This window comes from Paenibacillus sp. FSL R5-0473, from assembly GCF_038004565.1.
Taxonomy (GTDB): domain Bacteria; phylum Bacillota; class Bacilli; order Paenibacillales; family Paenibacillaceae; genus Paenibacillus; species Paenibacillus amylolyticus.
Window position 1 is genome coordinate 5320844 of sequence record NZ_JBBORL010000001.1, and the last position, 22038, is coordinate 5342881.

At 48.8% G+C, this 22038-nt stretch carries 17 protein-coding genes; 6 read left to right on the forward strand and 11 right to left on the reverse strand.

Features of this window, described 5'->3' with window-relative positions:
* Nucleotide 1 precedes the first annotated feature (1 nt).
* The 4 genes from lysA to MKY28_RS23335 form a co-directional block, all read right to left on the reverse strand.
* Nucleotides 2-1288 (reverse strand): diaminopimelate decarboxylase, encoded by a 1287-nt coding sequence (gene lysA / locus MKY28_RS23320; protein WP_340027755.1) that lies wholly within the window; start codon nucleotides 1286-1288, stop codon nucleotides 2-4.
* Nucleotides 1289-2677, reverse strand: coding sequence for a preATP grasp domain-containing protein (locus tag MKY28_RS23325; RefSeq protein WP_340937146.1), 1389 nt, complete (start codon nucleotides 2675-2677; stop codon nucleotides 1289-1291).
* A complete protein-coding gene (locus MKY28_RS23330) occupies nucleotides 2616-3626 on the reverse strand; it encodes a 3-oxoacyl-[acyl-carrier-protein] synthase III C-terminal domain-containing protein (protein WP_340937147.1) in 1011 nt (336 codons plus the stop codon). The genes MKY28_RS23325 and MKY28_RS23330 overlap by 62 nt, the downstream gene beginning before the upstream one ends.
* A gap of 121 nt (nucleotides 3627-3747) precedes the next feature.
* Nucleotides 3748-3939 carry a hypothetical protein gene (locus MKY28_RS23335; protein ID WP_091018551.1) on the reverse strand — a complete coding sequence of 64 codons (192 nt, stop codon included), beginning with the start codon at nucleotides 3937-3939 and terminating at the stop codon, nucleotides 3748-3750.
* A 185-nt stretch (nucleotides 3940-4124) separates the two neighbouring features.
* Between MKY28_RS23335 and MKY28_RS23340 the strand changes: the two genes are divergently transcribed.
* Nucleotides 4125-5375: a helix-turn-helix domain-containing protein gene (locus MKY28_RS23340; RefSeq protein ID WP_340937148.1), complete on the forward strand. Its 1251-nt coding sequence runs from the start codon at nucleotides 4125-4127 to the stop codon at nucleotides 5373-5375.
* Nucleotides 5376-5503: 128 nt separating this feature from the next.
* Here the strand turns inward: MKY28_RS23340 and MKY28_RS23345 are convergent, their stop codons facing one another.
* Both MKY28_RS23345 and fosB read right to left on the reverse strand, forming a co-directional pair.
* Nucleotides 5504-5707: a hypothetical protein gene (locus MKY28_RS23345; RefSeq protein WP_340937149.1), complete on the reverse strand. Its 204-nt coding sequence runs from the start codon at nucleotides 5705-5707 to the stop codon at nucleotides 5504-5506.
* Between the two features lie 135 nt (nucleotides 5708-5842).
* Complete coding sequence (gene fosB / locus MKY28_RS23350) at nucleotides 5843-6262, reverse strand: metallothiol transferase FosB (RefSeq protein WP_100526939.1); 420 nt, start codon at nucleotides 6260-6262, stop codon at nucleotides 5843-5845.
* A 155-nt stretch (nucleotides 6263-6417) separates the two neighbouring features.
* On the opposite strand from fosB, the gene MKY28_RS23355 reads away from it, so the two are divergent.
* The 4 genes from MKY28_RS23355 (at nucleotide 6418) to MKY28_RS23370 (ending at nucleotide 12106) form a co-directional block, all read left to right on the forward strand.
* The gene (locus MKY28_RS23355; RefSeq protein ID WP_340937150.1) at nucleotides 6418-7317 is read left to right on the forward strand and encodes a glucose 1-dehydrogenase; all 900 of its coding nucleotides are present in this window, start codon (nucleotides 6418-6420) and stop codon (nucleotides 7315-7317) included.
* 124 nt (nucleotides 7318-7441) lie between these two features.
* On the forward strand, nucleotides 7442-9052 hold the full coding sequence (locus MKY28_RS23360; RefSeq protein WP_340938020.1) for a gamma-glutamyltransferase family protein: 1611 nt from the start codon (nucleotides 7442-7444) through the stop codon (nucleotides 9050-9052).
* Nucleotides 9053-9419: 367 nt separating this feature from the next.
* The gene (locus MKY28_RS23365) at nucleotides 9420-10427 is read left to right on the forward strand and encodes a BMP family lipoprotein (protein WP_340937151.1); all 1008 of its coding nucleotides are present in this window, start codon (nucleotides 9420-9422) and stop codon (nucleotides 10425-10427) included.
* Nucleotides 10428-10453: 26 nt separating this feature from the next.
* Nucleotides 10454-12106, forward strand: a complete 1653-nt coding sequence (locus MKY28_RS23370; protein WP_340937153.1) for a methyl-accepting chemotaxis protein — start codon at nucleotides 10454-10456, stop codon at nucleotides 12104-12106.
* A 1000-nt stretch (nucleotides 12107-13106) separates the two neighbouring features.
* On the opposite strand, the gene MKY28_RS23375 is transcribed toward MKY28_RS23370, so the two are convergent.
* From MKY28_RS23375 to MKY28_RS23390, 4 genes are all read right to left on the reverse strand, one after another.
* The gene (locus MKY28_RS23375) at nucleotides 13107-14786 is read right to left on the reverse strand and encodes an NAD(P)H-hydrate dehydratase (RefSeq protein WP_340937155.1); all 1680 of its coding nucleotides are present in this window, start codon (nucleotides 14784-14786) and stop codon (nucleotides 13107-13109) included.
* A 202-nt stretch (nucleotides 14787-14988) separates the two neighbouring features.
* Nucleotides 14989-15621, reverse strand: a complete 633-nt coding sequence (locus tag MKY28_RS23380) for an NAD(P)-dependent oxidoreductase (protein WP_149846246.1) — start codon at nucleotides 15619-15621, stop codon at nucleotides 14989-14991.
* Nucleotides 15622-15940: 319 nt separating this feature from the next.
* Nucleotides 15941-16369, reverse strand: a complete 429-nt coding sequence (locus MKY28_RS23385; protein WP_340937159.1) for a GNAT family N-acetyltransferase — start codon at nucleotides 16367-16369, stop codon at nucleotides 15941-15943.
* 28 nt (nucleotides 16370-16397) lie between these two features.
* Nucleotides 16398-17216, reverse strand: a complete 819-nt coding sequence (locus MKY28_RS23390; protein ID WP_036672166.1) for an imm11 family protein — start codon at nucleotides 17214-17216, stop codon at nucleotides 16398-16400.
* A 180-nt stretch (nucleotides 17217-17396) separates the two neighbouring features.
* Between MKY28_RS23390 and MKY28_RS23395 the strand changes: the two genes are divergently transcribed.
* Nucleotides 17397-18284: a hypothetical protein gene (locus tag MKY28_RS23395; RefSeq protein ID WP_340937160.1), complete on the forward strand. Its 888-nt coding sequence runs from the start codon at nucleotides 17397-17399 to the stop codon at nucleotides 18282-18284.
* A gap of 893 nt (nucleotides 18285-19177) precedes the next feature.
* Here the strand turns inward: MKY28_RS23395 and MKY28_RS23400 are convergent.
* A complete protein-coding gene (locus MKY28_RS23400) occupies nucleotides 19178-21889 on the reverse strand; it encodes an S-layer homology domain-containing protein (protein WP_340937161.1) in 2712 nt (903 codons plus the stop codon).
* Nucleotides 21890-22038 lie beyond the last annotated feature (149 nt).

The window sequence follows — 22038 nt, forward strand, 5'->3', positions numbered from 1 at the left end:
ATCAATTGGTTATTGCTGTGTGGGACACTTGAATCAAACGTTGCTTGGACAGTAGATCCTGCGGAGTATCTCGCTCACGGATCAAGTGAGCCTCCCCAGCGACAATCAGCACTTCCGCCGGACTTCCGTGACTCAAAAAGTGTGTGGGAGAAGCCGTTGGTCCGTAGGCTCCCGAATGAAAAACACCGATTAGATCGCCCCGTTCAACAGGAGGAAGCAATACCCGTTTCCCAACAACATCATTGGGCGTACATAAGGGACCCGTAATATTGTATTCGGCTACAGGGGACTCCCCATAACGCGTCAGGGAGGCAATCGGAAAGTTACGCTTCACGTAAGAACCTGTGCCCACCGCCGCCATATGGCAGTTCGTTCCACCATCGGTTACGACGAAGTGCTCTCCATACGATTGCTTGACGTATAGAGCTCGACTGACCAACATACCGCAGGTGCCTACCAGATATCGCCCAAGCTCCATGAACAGCCGGGTGTTTGTATGACTATGCCGAAACGATTCGAACATTGGATTCAACTGTTCTGTCAGTGTGGCTATGGATAGGAACTGCTCACCTTCATGGTAGGGCACGCCCAATCCCCCGCCTACATCGACCATACGCAGCGTGATATCCAGCTCGTTCTCGATTCGATCAGCCAATTCCAGAATATGGCGGGTATTCTGAACGATCGGCTCTACATCCAACATGCGGGTTCCCATGTACACGTGAAGTCCCATGATCTCCACATGGGAGAAGCTCTCGAACTGCTCTTTTCCCTGGAGCACACTTTGTTCATCCATACCAAACTGACGTGGTTTGCCACCCATAGTTAGTCTGGAGCCTTTAACAGAAAAAGATGGATTCACTCGCAGCGCCACCGGCACGATTCGCCCCTCACTTGCAGCGATGCTCTCAATGCGCTCCAGCTCCTGAAACGATTCACACACGATCGCATATATGCCCAGACGTATGCATGCCGTAATCTCGTCATCGCTTTTTCCCGGTCCTAGAAAAATAATGCTTTCTGCTGCTACTCCAGCCTGTACAGCCGTATGCAATTCGGCCAGGGAACATACCTCTGCCTGTGCTCCCATCTCCCGGAGCATGTGTACGATCGAAATATTGGGATTGGCCTTCAATGAATAGAACAGCTCCACTTGAGGCGTAAGCAATCCCCTAAGCTCCTGATACACCTGCTGCAACACATCCCCGTCATATACATACAGCGGGGTCCCGAATCTCTCGGCGATGTCCGAAACAGGCAACTGCTGAATCTGATATTCCTTAGACACTCACATCACCTCGTTAATGGAAGATAGGACGGCTTCTATCGCTTCGTCGATCACTCCCAGCCGTTCAGGGGAGGACGCAATAATCACGCCATACAGACGTCCGGAGAACAAGGTCCCCTCACTTCTGAATGCCGCATTGACTGTGGCAAAATTATTGATCAATAATCCTTCGCCGCGTTCCGGTTCGAACATCAACGTACCCAACCGGGAACGAAGTATTCCGTATTCCAGCGGGTGATTGAGCCGGAGCGTATATTTTTTCGCCAATCCACATTGATCTTCGGGCAGCCATTGATGCTGAATGTTGGTCTGATAGGTAGACATATTAAACCTGGCATTAATCTCAAGATTGGGCCAGATTGTACCGTCCTCGTCCAGAATGGCGTCCATGCCGGCAATGCCGTAGTACCCATCTCGATACAGAGCTGCTCCAATTCGTATGGCTGCTTCGCGAATAACCTCAAGTTGAGCATCGTTAAGCCGCGAAGGCATGAGATGCCCCTGATGCACGCCTTGCTCTACCAACGATTCCTTGACGTCAAGAAACTCAACTCCGCCGGAGCGATCGATGAGAATCTGGTAATTTAGGTCACAGATTTTATCAATCCATTGCTCAAGCACGTAGTTGATTTGCCGTATTCCCTTTTTGCTTGCCTGCTTCTCCAGCATACTCATGCATTTGTGAAACCTGGCTTTATCGGTGATGACGGTAATTCCCTTGCCTGATACACCCATGGAATCCTTCAGCACAAGGCGTCCACCCTGCTCTAGAACGGCCTTTAGCTGATCGAAACCAGACACCAGTTCATCCAAAGACGTGCATTCAACACCTGGAATCTGGCGAATGCCCAGCTCCGCGTTGAGACGGCGGGAATACCCCTTGTCATTCACCTTGCGGAAGATATCTGAAGATGGAACAGCCAGCGGAATGCCGGTCCGTCGGGAGAACTCCTCTTCCTGATCCGAGGTTCCAAAGGGAACCAGATAAACATTCGTTCCAGCAGCCTGTGACAGCTCTCTCAGCTTGTCCATTGTCCTTGGACAATTCAGAAGATTCGCGGTAATGTTCAGTGCCGGATCATTGTGCTCCACCGTTATGCATCGGGAGCGACCAAACCCAAGCGCCTGTGCATCTGCCATGAATCCCTGATTCGGCGGCCCCTTGAGCAGGATAATATCGTTCTCTCCGGCGAGGAAAACACCCAGTTCCTCCATCCGATTAACGACATCCGCAGCCGAGCCTATGCTTAATGAGGGCAGCTTGAGAATACCCGTTTCACTCCAGTACTCCTCCACCTCAAAATTGTTCAGATAGACAAAAGTAACGTCATGCTGGCCCGTTAACGCCCACTTGAGCTTGCTCGAAAAATCCGTCAATACGGTGGTCAAGGCCATCCCCTCCTATTCCTGCATACTGCATCACTGCTACGCTGAATGTAACCCCAAGTCCGACCGTAACAAGCAGATAATACTCCTCTGGTTGCAACAACTTCTGCTCTAGAATGGCTTGCAAATTAATAAATGGGTCCGAACAGAAGCAATGCCCGATCTCCTGCACATTGGACGTATATATGCGTTCAAGGGGATAGGATAAACGGATAGCCACCTTCTTCCACGAGGATAGATTCACATTGTGTGGGACGATGTATCGAATATCCTGCAGCGTCAGACCCGCCTGCTCCACGGCTGTAACAATGGCTTCACATAACCGAGGCGTGTAGATTTCCTGAAACTCCCTTAGAATCTGCGGGGTTCCCGTTAGTACATTACAGAATTGGCCCAGGGTAACACTCGTGAGTCCGACGACACGACTTCCGTTGCCCTTGTTACCCACCAGCACGGCGGCTGATGCCTCTCCCATCACGGTGGTATTGGGGATTAATTGCACAACGGGACTAAAGGTTTTTTCACCTGTCAAAATTAAAATATGATCATCCGCTTCCAATGAAGGCAGCAATGTCTCGGCAACATTCAGGGCAATTAAGCCCGATGCACAGTTCTGCTGCGTAAGCGAAAACGCGATGGCATGCTGCAACCCGTAAGCCCTTTTCAGGGCTTGCAAAACTTTCATAGGAAAGGGGAAATTTTCCTGAATTGTGTGGCAATAAATGATATACTTAATCGAGTTAGGAGCGATCTCCGGGTTATTTACCACCTGGGTTAATACGCGCCCAAGCAACGAAGCCAGATCTCCATCCCTGTCTTGCCGAACCTGTTTCAAACCATGAATTTTTTCCAGTACCTTCGTCTGGGCATTATTGAGTCCCAGCACCTCGTTCAGTTCCCTGATCGGCACAATGTGCTCCGGAATGTAAGACCATATTTGCTTGATATGCATCGGCTTCAGACACCTCGTTATCACTAACGTACGAATCTCACTGAAATATAGGGAGATAAAGAGCTTCCGCAGAAGCTCCCATCTATGAATCTAGCGTAATACGATAAGTAAGTAGGAAAAATCAGGCACGAGCCGCCGCTGCACGAGCTGCTACAGCACGAGCCGCTACAGCACGGGCTTCAACTGCGCGAGCGGAAACCGCGCGTGCACTGACTTCACGTGCCTCGCCCAGTCCACTCGTTTCCAATTGTGCTGCTTCAACTTCTTTGCGCTTTAGTTGCTCCAGTGTAATGGGAGTCGCTTTAATGACCATTCATATCTCCTCCTTTCATCTTGGATACTCTGATTCTATAATCTCCCAAATTGCATTTAAACTGTAAATGGGGGTAAATGAACCTCTCACTCTCCTTACCCCTGCTTCTGGACACACACGATAGACCCAACATACCAATCAGATCTCCATTCCAATCAAACTATATCAAGGGACGGTGAACGATCATGCTCGGACCCAAAATCCGGCAAATCCGGGAGCAGCTTGGACTGTCTCAGAAGCAACTGGCAGGTGAGGATATGACGCGTTCTTACATCAGCCTTATTGAAAAAGGCAGAGCCGTTCCCTCGCAGCGTATGTTGAAAATTATTGCCAGGAGACTTAATACACCCATGGAGTTTTTTTTGGGAGGAAGTGCAGCAACAGATACGGATATTGGGGAGGCTGTACTGGACAAGGCCAAAGCCTGTTATGCCGAGCAGAATGATTCTGCCTGCATCCGCATAGCCCATAAAGTGCTGACGTTGACGGAGGATATATCGGATCAGTCAGAAGCCTACCTGCTCATTTTACGAAGTCACAACAGACTTGGGGATTATCGACAAGCCTTGGATGAGGGGGAAACTGCAGCATTTACGGTCATTCGAACAGGTGACAGGGAACGTATTGTTGAATATTATCTGGAAATGGGGAGAGCGGCTTTTCATGCAGAGCTGTTTCATGCTGCCCGGAAACATTATGAACAGGCGTATACGTACAGCAGCAGACTCAAACATCTACAGGAAGAACACATTCAATCGCTGACCTTTCTTGGCACAACCCATTTAAGACTAGGCAATGTGAATGAGGGGTTGAACTACTATCTCAAAGCGGAGAAGGAAGCCCAGATGGCGGGACAACCGGAACTGTATGGCGAGATTACGCTGGGTTTGGGCAAAGCATATTATATGTCCGAACAGGACGGACACATGCTGTTAAGTTATGACTGGACCAAGAGATCCGTACAGGCCTATAAACAGGCGAGCAGCGAATCCTACGTTCTGGCACTTCACAACCTCGCCGTGATCCAGCTTCATATGGGGCAAAAAAAAGAAGCCCTCCCCTTGCTGGATGAATGCGCACGAATTTACGATAAACGCAATCTTCCCCACAAGAAGGCTTCCATATTAGAGGAAATCAGTAAAGTTTATTTGGAACAGCGTGAGCCAGAACAGGCAGAGGCCATCATCAAAGAAGCCCTCCAACTGCTGGATAAGCAAGATGAAGGGATGCTTCGTGCCAAACTGTATCGCTTGCTGGGTATTGTATTTCATGAGAAAAACAACAGCAATGAAGGTTATTACTTTCTAAGAATGAGTCACGATCTACTTAAACGCATCTCTGCAAACCGCGAGGCTGACATCAGCCAACAACTTCTTCTGCTAAGCCTTCAGGATCGTAAAATGAACTACGACGACTATAAGTCATTGATCAAATAAAGCGGATGCGTTCTTCATCTAACAACTGAGTACACGGGAAAACAAAATGATGGAGTTCAGGGTCTCTCCAACAGAGGCCTTAATTCCGGGAATCCACGGTGAAAGGGCACAGGATCATCTTAAACCGCTCATCGAACAGGTACAGGATCATTCAGCTCCAGCAGCTTTTCCGTAGATACGGCATGCTTATGTCCCTGCTGACCACTAAACTTAGCTGATCCTGCATATGCCTCCGAAACATGAAGCTGTCCTGCAATAAAAGGTAGAAGCATGATAGTAACCATGCAGAGTTCACTTGCCGTTGTAACGAATTTGCTTCCTTTACTCTCCATGCTCATCTCTCCTCACGTCTATAATCGGGTAGCATAGTCCACCATCGATTCCTGGCAACCTAAGACGTATTTTACGGATAATCGCAATGACTTTAAATATGTTAATCCCCATTTACCTCCACTTGCACAACCCTTTCACGGATAAAAGGTCATATGAGCTTTGTCTTCACGATAATAATCCAGCCTTTGCTTCATCGTACCTGTATGCAGTTCAAACAAATGACCATCCGGATCGGTAAAATATACAGATAATGCATCCCGCGGATCTCTGGGCCTTCCGGGAAGAATGTCGGCCCCCGCTGCTCGCAGCTGCTGCACAGACGCGTCGAACTCCTCTTCTGTAACGGTAAATGCAATATGGGTATAGGTTCGTTCCGTATAGTTGCGAATAACATCCTCCTGATTCAAGGCGATCCACAGACCGGCAAGCTCAAAATACGCCAGTTTGCGTCCTTTTACCTGAATCTGGGCACCGAGAGCCTGCTCATAAAAGGTAATGGCCCGCTCCAGATTGGATACGGAAAAACACAAATGATTGATTCCCTGAATATTCATGTGGCTCCTGACACCTCCATCGATTTAAGGATCTATCCTTATTATGGTATATTCTGTGCAAAAAACAACCGCTCTGCTGTTTCCCCCCGCACCTTCTTCTGGGCGAATGCATAGGTTATCCGTATCAATGAACGTTCGAGGAGGATGTAAAGCGAATGAATCCTGTCTATCCTTTTTATGGTGAGAAAACGGTATGCAAGGAGCAAAAGCTGGCATTTCCACCCCAGCATCAGGACCAGCAACCCGGTCTGGAAACCCTGATGGTGCCTGAACCGATCAGTGAAGATCCTGCCTATATCGGTAGCTGCAAACTCCAAGGTAAAGTTGCCATTATTACGGGTGGTGACAGTGGAATCGGCCGGGCGGCCGCCATCGCTTTTGCCAAGGAAGGTGCGGATATCGTCATTGCTTATCTATATGAACGGACAGATGCCGAAAGGACTCGTGAACGGATCGAAGAACTGGGACAGCGCTGTCTCTTAATCGAGATTGATCTCCGCTTAAAGAAAAACTGTGAAGCCGTCATTCGCACAACCATGGAAACCTACGGGAAGATCGATATTTTGGTCAACAATCATGGCGTACAGTATGTGCAGCCAAGCATCGTTGATATTACAGAAGAACAGCTGTATCACACCTTTCAGACAAATGTGTTCGCCTATTTCTTTCTGATTCAGGCCGCTCTCCCCCATCTGTGCAGAGGTGCATCCATTATCAATACGGCTTCCATCACGGCATACAAAGGCGATATCCAACTGATCGACTACTCTTCTACCAAAGGAGCCGTCGTATCGCTGACTCGTGTACTCGCCCAATCGCTCGCTGCACAGGGAATCCGTGTGAATTCCGTTGCTCCGGGACCCATCTGGACACCGCTCATCCCTGCCAGTTTCTCCGCTGAGGATGTGCAGGTATTTGGAACAGATACACCCATGGGTCGAGCTGGTCAGCCTTACGAACTGGCGGCAGCTTACGTCTATCTCGCCTCCCGCGATTCATCCTATGTCACAGGTGAATGCATTCATGTGAATGGCGGCGATATGGTAACGACTTAGGCTGTTGTCAGGTTGGATTTGGCAGGTGTGGCAGGATATCGGTTGTCCAGTTGCGAAGAGGGTTAGGAGTATGATCCGGTTATGCCGGAACCTGACATCTAGCGACAAGGAGCTGAACAACCTGATGAACTTCGATCCACTCTACCAACCGTACCCCTCTTATCGCGTGCCTGTGTATGCGAAACAAGGCATGGTCGCCACGTCTCAGCCACTGGCTGCACAAGCTGGCCTGGATGTATTGAAAAAAGGCGGCAACGCCATTGATGCCGCCATTGCAACTGCGGCAGCACTCACCGTGCTGGAGCCTACGTCCAATGGCATTGGCGGCGATGCTTTTGCCCTCGTCTGGACCGAGGGCAAACTGCATGGCCTGAATGCCAGCGGCCCTGCGCCTCAGGGCATATCCATTGAGGCGCTTCAAGCGGCAGGCTATACGGAGATGCCGAAGCTTGGGGTTGTTCCGGTGACGGTGCCTGGCGCACCGGCGGGTTGGGCTGAGCTGAGCCGCCGTTTTGGGCGGCTCACGCTGGCGGAAGCGCTGGAACCGGCCATCCGCTACGCGGAGGAAGGTTATCCGCTTGCGCCTGGGCTGGCCCGCCACTGGGCAAGGGCAGCCGAGATCTATGCACGCCAGGGTGATGCGGAGGCAGGGCGTGCGTGGTTTGAGACATTTGCTCCAGGCGGGCGTGTTCCCGCAGCTGGAGAGATGTGGCGCTCGCCGGATCACGCGGCGACTTTGCGCCAGATTGGCGAGAGCGAAGCGCGAGACTTTTACGAAGGAGAACTGGCAGAGCGCATTCATTCCTTTATGGCAGAGCACGGTGGTTATCTGACCAAAGATGATCTGGCGGCATTCCAGCCCGAGTGGGTTGATCCCATCTCCGTCTCCTATCGTGGTTACGATGTATGGGAGATTCCGCCGAATGGACAAGGATTGATTGCTCTCGCGGCGCTTAATCTGTTGAAAGGTTACGAGTTCGACGAGAAAGAATCTGTTCAGGCATATCATCAGCAACTAGAAGCCATGAAGCTGGCATTTGCCGATGGGGAGAAATATATTACTGAAGAACGCAAAATGGGTGTGACGGTGGAGGAACTGCTGTCCGAGGCATACGCGGAAGAACGGCGCAAACTCATTGGTGATACCGCACGAGCACCTGAGGCAGGTGATCCACGTGCAAGTGGAACAGTCTATCTGGCTACGGCGGATGGTGAAGGCAATATGGTTTCGTTTATCCAGAGTAACTATATGGGCTTCGGCTCTGGATTGGTTGTTCCGGGGACAGGCATTGCTTTGCAGAATCGCGGACATAACTTCTCACTGGACCCTAATCATGCGAACGCCCTGGAGCCGGGCAAACGAACCTATCATACGATCATTCCGGGGTTCCTCACCCGTGGCAGTGAAGCAGTTGGGCCATTCGGTGTCATGGGTGGTTTCATGCAGCCGCAGGGTCATGTGCAGCTGGTTATGAATACGATCGATTATCACCTGAACCCACAGGCCGCCTTGGATTCTCCGCGCTGGCAGTGGACGAAGGGCAAAACAATTCTCGTGGAACCGGGTTTCCCGCAGCATATCGCTCAGGCACTCGCCCGCAAGGGACATGATATTCAAGTGGCAGTTGATCCATCCCAGTTTGGACGCGGTCAGATCATCTGGCGCAACCCGGACAATGGCGTATTATGCGGGGGTACGGAAACCCGAGCGGATGGCTCGATTGCGGCTTGGTAAAACTCGCGTCATTTTTATAATAGGATGATCACCTTATCATTCGTATAAGGTGAAATTTCAAGGCACAACAGAGATGATTCATGTCATCTCTGTTGTGCCTTTTTTCGACTTATAACATCAGTAAACAACATACTGTAGATATTTATGTACCCTTTTAACCAGAGAAATGTAAAAATAATGTGTAATTCATGAAAAATATTTATTTTTTCGTAAATTTTCACTACATACCATAAATCACAGTGCCTTTCTGACCGATATAGATAAAGGGAAATACTCACCATACGTGTCATCATGTACACGTCATTCCCTGGAGCTAAGGAACCATGCAAAACAGAAAAATGCGACTACAGAAATGAGGGTACCACACATGAAAACAAACAAGAACAGACGCGCAGGTCTAGGTCTCACCCTAATGATGATCCTGACGGTACTGATCCTGGGGGCATGTTCAGCCAACAATACAACAACGGTAACAGACTCAAGAACAAAGGTTGGGATCGTGCTTACGGAAGTGGGTCTGGGTGACCGTTCTTTTAATGATGCTGCTTTTGATGGACTGGTTCAGGCCAGAAATGAGAAAAGCATTGTCTTTGACTATCGTGAACCGGGCGACAATGCCGAAGCTGCATTTGAAGAGTTTGCGCAAGCCAAATTCGATCTAATTATCGGCCTGAGTGATGCTGTCCAAGCGGATATGGAGAAAGTTGCAGCCAAATATCCTGACCAGCAGTTCCTCATGATTGACAGTCAGTCCGAACTGCCTAACATTGCCTCCATTTCATTCCGGGCGGAAGAAGGAAGTTATCTGGCAGGTGTTATTGCCGCTATGGCTTCAACGGAAGATCATGTTGGCTTCCTTGGTGGACTAGAGATACCGGTCCTTCGTAATTTCGAGCAGGGTTTTAAACAAGGTGTTCTGGCTGTCAAGCCGGATGCAACCGTTGATGTCGTCTACGCAGGGGACTTCGGTGATGCCGATCTCGGTGAAAAATTGGCTGCACAGATGATTCAGGAAAAGGGCGCTGACGTGATCTACGTTGCTGCCGGTCTCACAGGCGTAGGCGCACTGACGGAGATTCAGAAATTAGGGAAATACGCCATCGGTGTAGATACCGATCAATTCTTTTTGGCGGAAAAATCCATTCTTACGTCCATGCTGAAAAATGTGGATGTCTCTATCTATAATGCCGTTAACACGTTTGTTAAAAACAATCATACCTTCCCTCAAAAGGAAATCGTGGAGGGGCTGGCGGAGAACGCCGTGGGTCTGACTGCTCTACATAATATCACGCTCAGTGATGAACAACAGCAAACCTTCGAAGATCTGAAGGCAAAGATCTCTTCCGGTCAAATCAAAATTAAGCTTGATCAATAACCCATCGGATACGAGGAGGTACGCACATGAAACTACAGGGAAAACTGATACTTAATGCTCTAATTTCACTACTTCTATGCCTTGTGCTAGTCGCTTATATTATCATGCAATTGCTCAACATGAATGCCAAAAATCAAAATCTGGTACCCGCCATGCTCAAGGTGAGTGAACTGAACGCCAATCAGATTCAGACCCAGCAGGCGCTGGATGTCTACTCATTCTCCATGACAGCAGGAAACCAGGACGCCGTACTTCGCTTGCTGGATGAAGGTCAAACGATGATTCAGGAACTTACGGACGGATTGCTCGAAACAGATCAGCAGTTACAACTTATTCAGTCCATCGAGACAAAATTAGAAGCTCTCAAACAGGGAGCCACCGAAGCGATGAGTGCGATGAACAGTGCGGAAGCGAAACGTTACAGCACTCGGGTTCGGGGCATACAGAATGATATCTATTCGTTGGATGAGATGACTCGGGATCGTTATGATCAATATACCGTCGATTTGGAACGTGACATTCAGCAAACGTGGCAAACCGCTCTGGTAGGAGCCATCGTATTGCTTGTCGCCGTAATGCTGTTTAATATGTATACTTCACGTCAGATCGCCAAGCGTATTCGAACACTCAAAGACGCTGCGGGACAAATTGCGGACGGTGACCTAACCGGACAATTACCGGAATCTCGGGGCAAAGATGAGCTCGATGACCTGAGTCGCTCCTTCGGTATCATGACTCATAATATCCGCGGCATTATTCAATCGATTGGTGAAGCGGGTCATCGTGTCGATCTGATGGCGCAAGATATTGACCGTGGCAATGATACAGCCCAAGCGATCGTGCAGCAAGTATCACGCACCACGGAGGAACTCTCGATTGGCAGTCAAAAGATTGCCGAGGATCTGAGTGAAACGGTGATGGTTGTGGACAAAATGCAGTCTACCTTCAATAGCAATCTCGAGTCCACTTCCCAATCGGTGATCGATGGTCGTGAAGTATTAACTACCGTTGAGGAAGGTAATAAGGCTGTAGCGGAGCAACTCCGCTTAGCCGAAGTGAATCGTATGGCGATGGCCGAGGTGGAACAAACGGTGCGGGAACTGGAAGAAAGCGCGGTTCGAATCACTACGATGACGGCATATGTATCGGAGATTGCCAAACAAACGACCATGCTCTCGTTAAATGCCTCCATAGAGGCTGCTCGCGCTGGAGAAGCCGGACGTGGCTTCGCTGTTGTTGCGGGCGAGGTGAATAAACTCGCCGAACAATCTGCGCAATCGGTCAAACATATCTATGCGGCTGTGGGCGAGATCACAACCTCCATGGACAAGGTGAAGAACTCTGTAGCACAAAGCATGCAGTTATTCGGCGAACAGGAACAAGCCACTGGCCAGACTCGCGAATCCTTCTCTGCTATTCGTGAAAGTGTGGAGCGCATTAGTACCGGCATTCATCAGCTTGCTGAGGACATGCAACAATCCAATGAACTCAGTACACAGGTGCAACAGGCCATCGAAAATATCAGTGCCATCACCGAGCAGTCGGCTGCCAGCAGTGAAGAGATCACCGCCTCCACGTCGGAACAACAACGTTCCTTCGCTGATGCAAGTATCAAGGTGAAGTCATTGCGTGATATTAGTGCAGAGATGCATCAGGAACTGCTGCGATTCCGGCTGTAAGCAGGATGCCGCGAGAACTTGGGCCAGACGTAGGTCGGATGTCGTTTAGATGCAGATTATAGGCATGTTATGGGCAGGTTATAGCCGAGCCAGGATCAGGTAGCATGAACATACAAACAAATAAAGGGGAGCCTCCGTCATGCATCATGACAGGGCTCCCCTTTTCAGTAACTAATCATTGTTTCATCCAACCATTAATTCGTTTCAAAGATATGAAAGTATATAGATTGAACTAAACATTTACACAAAACAGAGAAGACAGAAATAACCTGAAAAAGCGGCGCTAAAAGCTATCTGAAAGAAAGCTGAAACGGAAGCATATACTTCGCCTAAAAGCTTTTTGAAGGAAAGCTGCTTCGGAAGCATACGCTTCGCCTAAAAGCTTCTTGAAAGAAAGCCGCTTCGGAAGCATACGCTTCGCCTAAGAGCTTTTTGAAAGAAAGCTACTTCGGAAGCATACGCTATCCCGGATTTCCTATTTTATAAAAAAACTGGGGATAACAGCGATTGGAAGGTTGTTCTGTCACCGGAGTGTCCAGTATAAAAATTCTTTAATTCAACTTATATAGATAACAAGGCATCAGCGTTTCAGATCCAAACGTTTAACGAACTGAGCAAACCTTATTGGGCCATTAATTGCATGTTATAAAATCTAACGAATCTCAGGCACTCTATTCTCTAATTTAGTCCAGGTTTTCAGGTGTTTTCTCTGAGATACACAGAAATAACGTAAATGAGGTTCGTTAGCTTTTGCTCCTCGATGTAAACCGTGGTATAAGGTGTATCAGGTTCGTTAGGGCAATGGGAATTGGGTAGTGAGTACTGAGCAATGGACAATGGGCATCGGGCATTGATCATTTAGCATTGAGCAATGGACATCGTGCACTCATCTACTTTTGATGCGCTGGTGCGCTAGTTCGTTGGATCACTTGCAGTTTAGAAATGATTAGTCATAGGCAGTAACCCAAAACCATGAGCTTGTCCCACACCTGCCACATCCTCACAGTGCATCGATAATGTCTCCGGCCAGCAGGGATGATGGGTCACCGCGCAGCAGTGCTGCACGTTCAGCGGCCTGTCCGTGGAGATATACGCCGAACGCGGCGGCTTGCTCCGCGCTGAGCCCTTGGGCAAGCAGACCGGCGATGATGCCGGTCAATACGTCTCCGGCACCGCCAGTCGCCATGCCGGCGTGCCCGGTGGTGTTGATGTACGCCTCGCCGGACGGCGTTGCGATGACCGTTCGTGCTCCTTTGAGCACAAGGGTCACGCCCTGCTCGCGGGCGTATTTTGCAGCGTGCCCAATGCGGTCACGCTGCACCTCTGGGGTCGACATGCCCAGCAGTCGGCCCATCTCGCCAGGGTGCGGCGTCAGAATTGTCGCCGCACTTCGCTGGCCCCAGTCGCGAGGCCCATGTGGGCCAGCGTCTGCCAGCATGTTGAGGGCGTCCGCGTCGATGACGAGCGGACGATCCGTATGTTGCCACAGACGGCGCAGCCAGTCTGTGTCGCCCTTGAAGCGGCCGAGGCCGGGGCCGGTCGCGAGCACGTCGCGGCTCTCCGCGAGACGCAGCACGGCGTCGGCGGAAGCCGCGTTCCATTCTCCGCTTTCGCCATCGGCGGCGGCAGCGAGCATGAGCTCGGGCACGGTGCCGATGACATGCGGCAGCAGTGCCGCGGGCAGCGCCCATGTGGCGAGCCCGCAGCCTGCGCGCAGCGCGGCCTTGGCCGAGAGCAGGCCAGCGCCGCTCATCGGCAGACTTCCTGCGGCCAACAGTACGTGGCCGTAGGTGCCCTTGTGGCCGTCCGGTGCCCGGAGACGGCCTGTATCCACGCGCAGCGCACCGCGCAGCACCTCGTCCGTCAGCAGACGGACCGAGGGGCCATGCTCTGGCGCAAGCCGCGCGGGAATGCCGATGGCGCGCACCACAATGCGCCCCGCGGCAGAAGCGCCCGGGTACTGCACCAGCCCGCGCTTAAGCAGCGCGAGGCATACGGTCACCCGGGCTTGAATGCAGGGCTCGTACACCTCTCCGGTGTCGGCGTCCAGCCCGCTTGGCACATCCGCGGACACGACCGGCTTGCCGCTGTCGTTCGCCGCCTCAATCAGCGCCGCGTAAGCTCCCCGCGGCGCCCCCCGCGAGCCGGTGCCCAGCAGCGCATCCACGATGCCTGTGCACCGGCTGAAGTCCACGGCTTCGCGCCCGTGGACAAGAGCAGGGATGCCAAGCTTCGCGGCGGCATCCCGTTGCACTGCGGCTTCGCCCCGCAGTGCATCAGGGGCATCGGCGTAGACCAATGTCACGCCAAGCCCTGCTTCAACCAAATGGCGCGCGGCCACCAGCCCATCGCCGCCATTGTTGCCCTTGCCGATCAGCATGTACCACAGCTGATCTCCCGGGCGCTCCATCACCAGCGCCGGATCGGCGATGATGTCGCCACCATAACCTTGCCGATCGCCGGGCCCGGTGTGTGCCCGCCTAGCATCGGTCTGGCTGCTATAGCCAAGCTGCACTGAATCCGCAAGCCGGCCTTCTGCCTGCCCTTCCCGGCACAGCTTGATCACTTCCTCAGCAATGGCTCGGCCTGCATTCTCCATTAGACTGGCAGCAGGAATACCCAGCTTATGAATGGTATACTCGTCCACAGCTCTCATCTGTTCAGCGGTTACGATAAACAACGTTCATCCCTCCCCGTGACAAGCTCATCTCATACCTATAAGCAACAACATCGCCCCTAAACGCTGTATCCTGTATGTGTATCGCTATCTTTCCCTTTACCTCATATAGTTACCATGATGCGCTTCATGCATCATTGGAAGCTCTATCGATCCGTGTACGAGACCTTCAGATTAAATCATCCATTCCAAAGCCTGTTTACACTTAATAACCTACCGTAAACCGAGCTTGGATAAATTGCGGATCGTCCAGTTCGTCCACCAAAGCCGCTGCAAAATCGCCAACGGAAATCGAGCTTTCCCCGATATCATCCGTAATCACACGGTTCATGCCAACCCGGAACTGGCCTGTGCGACGTCCTGTTGTGATTGTCGCAGCAGGGCTCATGTAGGTCCAGTGAATACCTGATGCTTCAATCAGTTCATATGCATCTGCATGTGCTTTCGCCAGTGGTTTGACTTCTTCCGGGAATCCAGGCGTATCCATCAGCATATCACCGGAATCGGTTAGCAAACTTCCCGCTCCACCAACTACAACCAGACGTCCTGCTTTTGCCCGGCGCACACCCTCGATCAACGAACGTGTCACTTCCAGCATCTCTTCTTCTCCACCGAATTTCGGCCCATATGCACTCACAACCACTTCTTGACCCGCTGCAAAATCAGCCACCTGATCCGGGTTAAGCAGATCTCCCTGTTCTACACGCAAACGCTCATGAACCATTTCAACCTTCGAAGGGTCACGCACCACCGCTGTCACTTCATGCCCACGATCCATCAGCTCCCACAGTATCATCTTGCCAATCGCTCCGGTTGCTCCAAAAATGGCTACTTTCATATGAATTCCCTCTTTTCTGTAGATATCATCTTGTCAACTTACCGTTATTTTAATACTTAATCCTATTGTTATATACCTTAAACGGCTCACGCCATCTTAAACCGGATGTGAGCACTTGTAAACCTATCTCTTACAGCTTATATGTAGAAAAAACAATCTTCACTGCGTGATCGAAGGAAACACCGCCATTCAGAAGCATCCCCTCTCCTCCCCATCAAGCAATACGGTTCATGTAAAAAAGCCGCTAATGCGGCTATACGGAGATGATTTCATAATCATATGAAGTGTAGTCTCGCATCAAAATTCAGTTTTCATTCCGCTAGGCAGTCGGCCCTTCTTCTCCCTGCCTCCACCACATGCCCTCCGATTTTGGGCTGGTATATTCAAATCCAAATTGAGCATACAGACGATCAGCCGGAACATCCGCCAGCAGACTGGCCAAACCGCGAGCAGGCACAACGTCACGCAGATAATTCATAATCTCGCTCATGATCAGCTTTCCATAACCCATTCCCTGAACATCCGGGTGTACGGCAATGTCAACGACCTGAAAGAAGCAACCGCCATCTCCAATCACTCGCCCCATACCTACCAACATATCCTCTTCACGCAGACATACGGCAAACAGACTATTCGGTAGTCCAATCTCCGCCCCTTCCCTGCTCATTGGACTAAGACCCGCGATCTGCCGCAGGGCAAGATACTCCAATGCTGCGGGTGGTGTGTGTTCAATATTCACATGATCCATGAATTGTGCCCCTCTCCAACAAAATAAATTATTCTTTTATTCTGTCAACCACATGCCAAGACTTCAACAGCAAAACCGGCGGGATATATACAGGCATAATCCACTGGTAAGACAGATCTTGAAGCAACTGACCTAGCCATAACCTCCCTTGATAATCCAGCCGAATCCTCCACAGACCGCTAGCCATGGTTTCTCCCTGATCTACAAGTTCACGGGCATCATCATAGGAATACTCTTCTCCTTTATTTCGTTCAATTTCTTCAAGAGCTGCATCATATCCCCGTTGCTGCTCTTCTTCCATTTCATTTGTAAGGTCAGAATCATATATCACGGAAAAGTTAAGCCCTTTGAGCTTACGCTCTTCAATCCATTCTTTAAACTTTTCTGTAACAAAAACCTGAACACCAGGAGTTTCCTTAATCTTGAACATACACGTTCCTTCCGGTATTTTGGCAGGATCGAATACAAGCTTGTTAAACCGTGCCCAAGACCCATCTTTGAATCTACCAATATCAGAACGATGATAATCAACACAGTCCAATATATTAGTAACATTTAGTATGAACAATTCCATATTATCATTCGTTATGGGCAAAAATTCTACTTCGCTTGTTAATAAACTCTCTTTCTCCATCATCTCTTTAACTCTTTTTGAGAACACAGGTTTACCGATATGGTAATTCGGAAAATCCTTGTATGATTTTTTATAAAGGGTTTCTAAACCTATTGTTGTCCATCCTTTTATTTTAGATTGACCGTGGAAATCACTATTAATTGGATGATGATCATCTTCCACTGAAGCTAGGACCTTCGTTTTCGTATCATGATTAAACCTATAAAATTTCATTTCTCCCCACCTTAAAATCTTTCTATTATAATTACATCTGTGTCACTGAGCTACTCTAAGTATCATGACTTTAACATATGAATTCTGCTTGAATTCATCTACTTCCTGTGTAATAGTGAGAGAAAGCTTACGTGAAGCGTGTTTCATGATACGTGAAGTTGGTGCAAAGGAGGAACAAGTGTGTTTCAACGTTGGATTGAAGATCTAACATCGCGCCCAGGCGCTGTGGCTGTACTGTTTGGAGTCATGGCTTTGCTTCTGGGGATATACATATGGTCTGCCACTGAAGTTCGCCGCAGCCACGAAAGGCGAATGAGAAGGATACGAGATACATTATACATAAGTACAGCCCTCTTGGGACAACTTACCATCCAGGAAAATCGGAATTATGAACGATCGGAACACGAACATGACGATCTGATAACAGCAATGTTAGCCTGCAAAGCTGCATCTTACCTATCTCCTCAGCTACAGGACCAGATCCGTGACTGTATTAAGGATCATGATCCTGCCAGAATCGGACTGATGCACAGAGCACTGGAACGTGAATGCACCGTATTATCGGATGAACTCAGCCGGGAGACTCATGCAGATCATTGGGACACAGCGGTCTGGACCATCCTTCGGCCTGTAGCCGAACCAGCCGCACTGGCGGCTACAGGGTTTCTGGTTATAGATCTGGTATTTCGTCAGCGGATGTTGGACGTGCCTGTGGACTCATGGGACAGCATCTTGCCATGGATTCGCGCAATTTCCCTGATGATCACCATAATATATGGTTACCTGCTCTGGGCCAGCCCACGCCGGGATAGGTCAAGTACAGTAACCAAAATGCTCTCCTTGCTGATCGCGCTATGCTCGTTGCTCCATCTGATTGGACCTATTGCTGCGCCCTACGCCCTTGGATTACAGCTGATTATATTCACTTCGGGTTTCGGGTTGACTGGGACACGCTCTCGAAGTGATCGCCCCTACGCAGGACATACGGATCTGGAACCAACGAAGCGAGTCTCTACGGAACTGGAAGGAAATACACGTCGTACATCTGATACCAGCACTGACGAATAACTAACGCATCCAGCCACTTCGGTATGATTAAACTTAGATACCCACCTCGATGATACGAGACTCGGCCCTCCCTCGGCTGGATTTTCACAGATCAGGTCGTGTCTCCTTACTCGGCATTATACGATGATGGATGTCAGTGTCCCAAAATTATCGAGCTCCCGTCTGGCTGATCCTATTGAGTAACCAGTCGATTCTCTAAGGAACACAGGACGTCTTATATTACCTCTACAGCCTCTTTCAAAATTGTAAAGAACCTCAGACACGTTATTTTCCAAAATCGCTCGATAAAAACGCTCTAAAACGCCGTACATTTCGATATAACGTGTCTCAGATTCCTTAGATTTCTGCGGGTGCTTCAAACCCTTAAATAAGACGCCTCATATTCGTTAGCGCTCAACCCCTGCTCATGCTCTGTTCCAAACGGGACTGAGAGGAAACCTCGTGTCCCTCTCGTACGAAGCGAAAATTCTCATTGGTAGTGGAAAATAGGAAAATCGCTTTTGCGACGTCCTAATTGCTTGCTCTTACATTCAGTATTTAGCGCTTGCCTACTCCGGACACGTTCAGATACACTTCGGCTTTCAGCACGTGTTGAAAACATCCCCTATATCCAACGTATCTGTACGCAAAAAGGGCTTAAACTACATTGTAGTTTAAGCCCTTTTCTATAATCTTTTCTTGCGAAGAATTGAACGATATAAAACGAACTTTAATAATTACACAAAAACGGAGAGGGCAGAAATAACGTGAAGAAGCGAAGCTACAAGTTTTCTGTAAGAAAACTACTTCGAAAGCATTCGCTACGCCTAAAGCCTTTCGGAAAGTTATTCTGTCATCGAAGTGGCATGTGTGACATTCTTTAGTTCACTTTATATCATGGATAATTACTTCACTTATTTGGCTACAACATGTGCAATGACGCGGCCTTTTTCGTACGTGACAGTCACGTCATAACCATCTGCCGTTACACTGTCGAATTCACCTGTAATTCCATTAGCGGTGATTAACGTAATATCTTTGGAACCTTCGATCTTATAGTTGGACAAGTCGAGTTTGAGACTTCCTCCATCAATATAGAGCTTTCTGCCAACATTCAGCTGACTGTTGTTGTCAGTCACTACCAATTCCAACGTACCGTTATCCATGGTAAAGTTTCTATCTAAGTTGAGTGCTCCGTCGACATCAACGACAACTGTTCCATTTTCTACATACAGATCACCTGTACCAAAAGCAGTTGCAGATTCAGCTACCAGCGTTCCTGCTTGCAGCAATGTTCCGCCAGTGTAGCTATTTTCCCCTGTCAATGTAAGGGTTCCTGTTCCCTTTTTCGTGAGCATTCCACTACCGGTGATATCATTTCTCCACCAATCTTCTGCATTGAAGCGCCCTTTGGAAGCGTCCATATCCACAGTTACATTGTTCAAGAATGCGCCGTAGCCATCCGCAGCCGTGACCAGATCAATTCTACCCCAGCCCTTGGATTCATCCAGAACAGGATATCCAGAGTCAATGGATGTTGTATACAATACTTGTCTGCGTTGCTCATCTGTTAAATACGGTTGACGTGTTTCTAACAGGGCTTCTGCTCCTTGCGGTACAACTGGAGCCAAACCTTTGGTTCCGGTTTGTGGTAGACCGTAAGTCATCTTTTCTCTATAGAAGGCTTTATTGGCATCATGATCTTCCCATTTGTGTTCATCGTAAGCACTCTTGAACGTGTAATCCTCAGTTACGGTGTGTGCATACTCATACAGACTCATATTTTTTTCCTTGGCTGCAGCTCCAAATACTTCTCCTGCATTCTCATAACCTTTCTCTAACACATCTTTGTTCTCAGCCTTATTAAGTGCATATGCAGCCATGGCTGTGGATTGTATTCTTCCTCCTATAACATCAAGCGGTGAGTGCATCCCCGTTACGATTCGATTCTCGCCCAACTGAGCTGCTCTCGTTAACAATTCAGTGAATCGTTCTGGTGTAGCGTATGCCAAAGGAAATACGGATAAGTATGCTGCACTGGTATGTCCGCTCGGAAATGCACCATCTTTTCCTCTTCCATCCTCAGCGATTCGTTTGACATAAGTTAACGCAGGAATAAGCTTAACGTTAGTTTCGTATTGCTGGTAATGTTTTTCTCCTGTTGATTTGGTGCCGCCTGAAGCCAAAGGTACTTCTTTTTTCTCACCTTCGCCCAAGGTTTCCCATACAGGCAGTCCTTTGCTGTCAACAACTTCTTTCACTTCTCCATTGGAATTCATTCTCCACGGTCTAGGGGAAGAGTAGAAATATTTAGAGGGATTAGATGAGGCAGGAATTTTAAATCGAACCAGATCAACTAAATGAACCAAGTCTGCAAGTTCCGTCTTTGCTTCCCAATCTCCAATGCCTTGGCTTTCATCTTCCACTGTTTCTTCGGTCAATACCACATTCATCTCGTCCACCGTTCGTTCAACGTTTGTCTTTGGCTTGATGATATCTACATACGTGTTAGCCAACGGACCAAAGCCCTCCATCACGCTATAGATCTTATCTCTTTGGTCATCATAATAGGCTGCCAATGTCTCTTCACCTGTGCGATTTTGCGTGACCTTTTCTACATATTTGATATTGGCTTCCCAAGTTGCTTTGTTTCGGATCTCTTCATTTGCATATGTTTTCTGATCAGCAACAGCTACGGTTGGATCATTCTTAAAGCCGTCATAATATGGAGTCGGTCCATCTCCATACTTTGCATTTTTCCCGTCAGCTCCAATTTTAGTTGCCGCTGTTCCATCTCTCCAATCCGCTAGGTTCATGGACCATACTTGATCAAAACCGTCTAAAATATCAATAAACGGATTGGTTTCCGCAATATTTTTCAAGGTGTCGTCTCCGGCATTGGCTCCGTGCTTCACGGCGGATAACCGAGCTTCATCTGCTGGGGGATTAACATTCAGAACGGTTGCCGTTCCTTTTGGCTTAGCTGGTTTGGCAGCTGTAGTAGCATCTGTTTCCACAGCTTTAACGAGCGCAGACACCGCTTCGGCACGAGTAATGGAATTAAGCGGTTTGAAGGTTCCATCTGCATATCCGGAGATAATTTTCGTTGCTGCCGCTCCACCTACAGCTCCCTTGCTCCACGCCGCTATAGACGATGAATCGCTAAATACATTCACTGCTGTTTCATTTAACTCCAGATTCAAAATGCCAGCGATCACTTTAGCTGCTTCTTGACGGGTGATCGGATCTTGCGGCTTCATTGTGCCATCGGTGTATCCATCTATATATCCATTCGCATTTGCAATAGAAATTGCTTCGTAATACCATGCACTCTCAGACACATCATTAAAGGTAATTTTAGCTTGTCCGGAATATCCAAAAGCACCGTTTACCAAATTCATAAATTCTGCTCTTGTAATATACGTATTCGGTTTAAATGAATGATCCAGGTAACCTCGAATTAATCCTTCATCACCCCATGCTTGAATATTTGCTTCCGCCCAGTGTCCCTTAATATCAGAGAACTGAATCTTCTGATCGGCTGCAAAACTTTTCTCTGCAAATGTCGGACCTACCATAGACAACATTAGAAGTAATGCCAGTGACTTTTTAAGTGGTTTTCTCATGGCTTGCAAATACACGCTCCCGTTATGGTAAATTATTTTTTTGCTTCTGCATCTGCAAATGAGTAAGAAAGACTCTATACAGATGTCTGATCTGCCGTTACTGTAGCATTAGGGAGCGTTTCGCATCTATAGAACAAATTCCGTTTTAT

Excerpts from the sequence above, each read along its gene's own strand:
- MKY28_RS23335 (WP_091018551.1), bottom strand. The coding sequence starts at position 3,939 with ATGGTCATTAAAGCGACTCCCATTACACTGGAGCAACTAAAGCGCAAA.
- MKY28_RS23400 (WP_340937161.1), bottom strand. The coding sequence starts at position 21,889 with ATGAGAAAACCACTTAAAAAGTCACTGGCATTACTTCTAATGTTGTCT.
- MKY28_RS23345 (WP_340937149.1), bottom strand. The coding sequence starts at position 5,707 with ATGGAGAGTAAAGGAAGCAAATTCGTTACAACGGCAAGTGAACTCTGC.
- MKY28_RS23380 (WP_149846246.1), bottom strand. The coding sequence starts at position 15,621 with ATGAAAGTAGCCATTTTTGGAGCAACCGGAGCGATTGGCAAGATGATA.
- MKY28_RS23370 (WP_340937153.1), top strand. The coding sequence starts at position 10,454 with ATGAAACTACAGGGAAAACTGATACTTAATGCTCTAATTTCACTACTT.
- MKY28_RS23385 (WP_340937159.1), bottom strand. The coding sequence starts at position 16,369 with ATGGATCATGTGAATATTGAACACACACCACCCGCAGCATTGGAGTAT.
- fosB (WP_100526939.1), bottom strand. The coding sequence starts at position 6,262 with ATGAATATTCAGGGAATCAATCATTTGTGTTTTTCCGTATCCAATCTG.
- MKY28_RS23360 (WP_340938020.1), top strand. The coding sequence starts at position 7,442 with ATGAACTTCGATCCACTCTACCAACCGTACCCCTCTTATCGCGTGCCT.
- MKY28_RS23330 (WP_340937147.1), bottom strand. The coding sequence starts at position 3,626 with ATGCATATCAAGCAAATATGGTCTTACATTCCGGAGCACATTGTGCCG.
- MKY28_RS23355 (WP_340937150.1), top strand. The coding sequence starts at position 6,418 with ATGAATCCTGTCTATCCTTTTTATGGTGAGAAAACGGTATGCAAGGAG.
- MKY28_RS23340 (WP_340937148.1), top strand. The coding sequence starts at position 4,125 with ATGCTCGGACCCAAAATCCGGCAAATCCGGGAGCAGCTTGGACTGTCT.
- MKY28_RS23365 (WP_340937151.1), top strand. The coding sequence starts at position 9,420 with ATGAAAACAAACAAGAACAGACGCGCAGGTCTAGGTCTCACCCTAATG.
- MKY28_RS23390 (WP_036672166.1), bottom strand. The coding sequence starts at position 17,216 with ATGAAATTTTATAGGTTTAATCATGATACGAAAACGAAGGTCCTAGCT.